Origin of the sequence: Allobosea sp. Tri-44, from assembly GCF_004123845.1 — a bacterium.
In the GTDB taxonomy this organism is placed as follows: domain Bacteria; phylum Pseudomonadota; class Alphaproteobacteria; order Rhizobiales; family Beijerinckiaceae; genus Allobosea.
Genome location: NZ_NBDP01000057.1, coordinates 1 through 2578, shown reverse-complemented (window position 1 = coordinate 2578; position 2578 = coordinate 1). Strand labels below are relative to the sequence as shown.

Sequence of the window (2578 nt, the reverse complement as noted above, 5' to 3'; positions counted from 1 at the left end):
CTCAGGAAACTCGCCAAGCTCCTGCCGAAGGGACCGCAGCTCAGGCCGGCATGAGAGGCCGAGGTTCGATCGGCCAAATCCGAAACGCTCTCGCGTCGCTCTCCAGGCCGACTTTTTCAACGACATCCGCCAGAAGCCGACGTTGAGGCGCCGCCCAGCAGCAGACATCAAGCGAATAGCCGGGACCGGCTGCGGCTGTTTCCCGTGTCCAGCCCGGGCAACGTAGCCGAAGCAGTCCCGGGAAGTCGGTGCTAGAGAAGTCTGCTTTGAGCTGGCCGATCAGGCCGCGTCCTTCCATTTCGGCAGGGCGTCGCCATGGGCGGCGAGCAGCTCGTCAACCATGCGCCTTGTCTCCTGTAGCGAAAGCACACTCGCCGCATGGCGGTCGAGCGCGGCGGCCCGGTGGACGCGCTCGCGGTCGCCCTCGAGCGCCGCACGCACCGTCAGATCCTGAACGAAGACATGGGGCGCACAGTGCGCCGCCAGCTCCGGCGGCAGCGTGCCGGCATGGCAGGGGCGCAGGCCGTTGCGATCGACGATGACCGGCACCTCGACGCAGCAACCCTCGGGCAGATTGTCGATCAGCCTGGTGTTCTCGACATTGCCGTAGATCACCGTCGGCTCGCCGGTCACCATGGCGCGGATGATGAGGGAGCCGTACTCGTCACTGCGCTCCAGCGGGAAGGCCTCGCCGGCCAGGAGCTTGCGGCGCGTCTCGGCGTAGCGGCCGAGATTGCGGACACTGCGCCGGACATATTCGTCGACCGGCACGTCGTATTCGGCGATCTGGTCGTCGCGGCGCAGGAAATACGGGGTGTATTCGGCGTTGTGCTCGCTGGATTCGCTGACGAACCAGCCGAGCGTCCGCATCAGCTCGAAGCGGACCTTGTCCCTGGCGTAGATCTCCGGATCGGCCATCGCCTTGCGCAGCGCCGGATAGGCGTCCTTGCCGTCGATCTGGAGCTTGAGGAACCAGGTCATGTGATTGATGCCGGCGCAGTCATAGCTCAGCCGCGACTGCTCGACGCTAAGATAGCTCGCAAGATCGCGTGCCGTGTGCTGGACGTTGTGGCACAGGCCGACGACGCGCTGCTCGGGATAGGCCTTGTAGACCGCCCAGGTCAGGATGCTCATCGGGTTGGTGTAGTTCAGCAGGACGGCGTCGGGGCAGAGCTCGCGCATCTCGGCGACGAGGTCGAGCATGAAGGGGATGGTGCGCAGGCCCCGGAAGATGCCGCCTATGCCGACGGTGTCGGCAATCGTCTGCTTCAGCCCGTATTTCCGCGGGATGTCGAAGTCGAGCAGCGTCGCCTCGTGCATGCCGATCTGGACCATGTTGATGACGAAGTCGCAGCCCTCCAGCGCGCGCCGGCGGTCGAGATGCTCCTCGATCACCGCATCGGCGCCGAACTGCTGGGCGGTCCAGCGCGCCATCATGCCGCCGGTCTCGAGCCGCTCGGGATCGATGTCGTGCAGCGAAATCACCACGCGGCCGAGCTCGGTGAAGTTCAGGATGTCGGTCAGCAGGTTCTTGACGAAGACGGCGCTGCCCGCGCCCATCATGGCAATCTTGACCACCGGTCTTTCCCTTTCGAAACGTCGATACTGGTTGGCCCGCGCCCATGCGCGGGCGGTCACTTGAGGCCCGAGCCGGAGATGCCCTGGACGAAATAGCGCTGGAAAAAGGTGAAGATGATCAGCATCGGCACCAGCGAGAGCAGCGCGATCGCCATGATCATCGACCATTCGGTGTTGAACTGGCCACGCAGCAGGTTGAGGCCGAGCTGCACGGTGTACATCTCCTGCTTCATCATCACGATTAGCGGCAGGGCAAAATCGTTCCAGCGCCACATGAAGGTGAAGATCACCAGCACGGCGATGACCGGCTTTGAGAGCGGCACGACGATCTTGAAGAAGATTTTCAGCTCGCTGGCGCCGTCGATGCGCGCCGCCTCGAGCAGCTCGTCGGGGATCGAGACCATGAACTGGCGCACCATGAAGATGCCGAAGGCCTCGGCCGCGCGCGGCAGGATCACGCCCCAGTAGTCGCTGAGCAGGCCGAGCTCGGAGACCACCAGGAAGAGCGGCACGATAATGACCTGGAACGGGATCATCAGCGCCGACAGCACCGCGAGAAAGAGGATGTCGCGACCGGCGAAGCGGAACTTGGCGAAGGCATAGCCGCAGAGCAGGTTGATCGTCACGGTGATCACCACCGCGACCACAGTGATGATCAGCGAGTTCGCGGCCCAGCTCAGGAACGGCACGCGCCCGATAGCATCGGCGAAGTTCTGCCAGACGAAACTGGACGGGATCAGGCCGGCGGCGCCGCTGAAGACCTAGTCCTTCGGCCGTACCGCGGTCGCGAACATCCAGTAGACCGGAAAGAACATGATCCCGGCCCCCGCGACAAGGAGCAGCCAGATGCACGTGATCTCGACGCGTGCCTTCAGGGCGATGCGGTTGGGTCCTGCTATCATGACGGCGTCCTAAGCACCGGCCCTGGACCACAGGGGTCACACGCCAATGCACCCGAGCAAAGAGAGGGACCACGATGAAGAAGAAGATGCACCGACCA

General features: G+C 64.0%; 3 protein-coding genes. All 3 read right to left on the bottom strand.

The features are described 5' to 3' along the window. Nucleotides 1–279 precede the first annotated feature (279 nt). Nucleotides 280–1578: an alpha-glucosidase/alpha-galactosidase gene (gene melA / locus B6S44_RS27415; RefSeq protein ID WP_129160044.1), complete on the bottom strand. Its 1299-nt coding sequence runs from the start codon at nucleotides 1576–1578 to the stop codon at nucleotides 280–282. 56 nt (nucleotides 1579–1634) lie between these two features. Beyond that, nucleotides 1635–2267, bottom strand: a complete 633-nt coding sequence (locus B6S44_RS27410) for a carbohydrate ABC transporter permease (protein ID WP_206735261.1) — start codon at nucleotides 2265–2267, stop codon at nucleotides 1635–1637. A 72-nt stretch (nucleotides 2268–2339) separates the two neighbouring features. Then, entirely contained in the window at nucleotides 2340–2480 is a 141-nt protein-coding gene (locus tag B6S44_RS29705; RefSeq protein ID WP_206735260.1) for a hypothetical protein, read from the bottom strand. Nucleotides 2481–2578 lie beyond the last annotated feature (98 nt).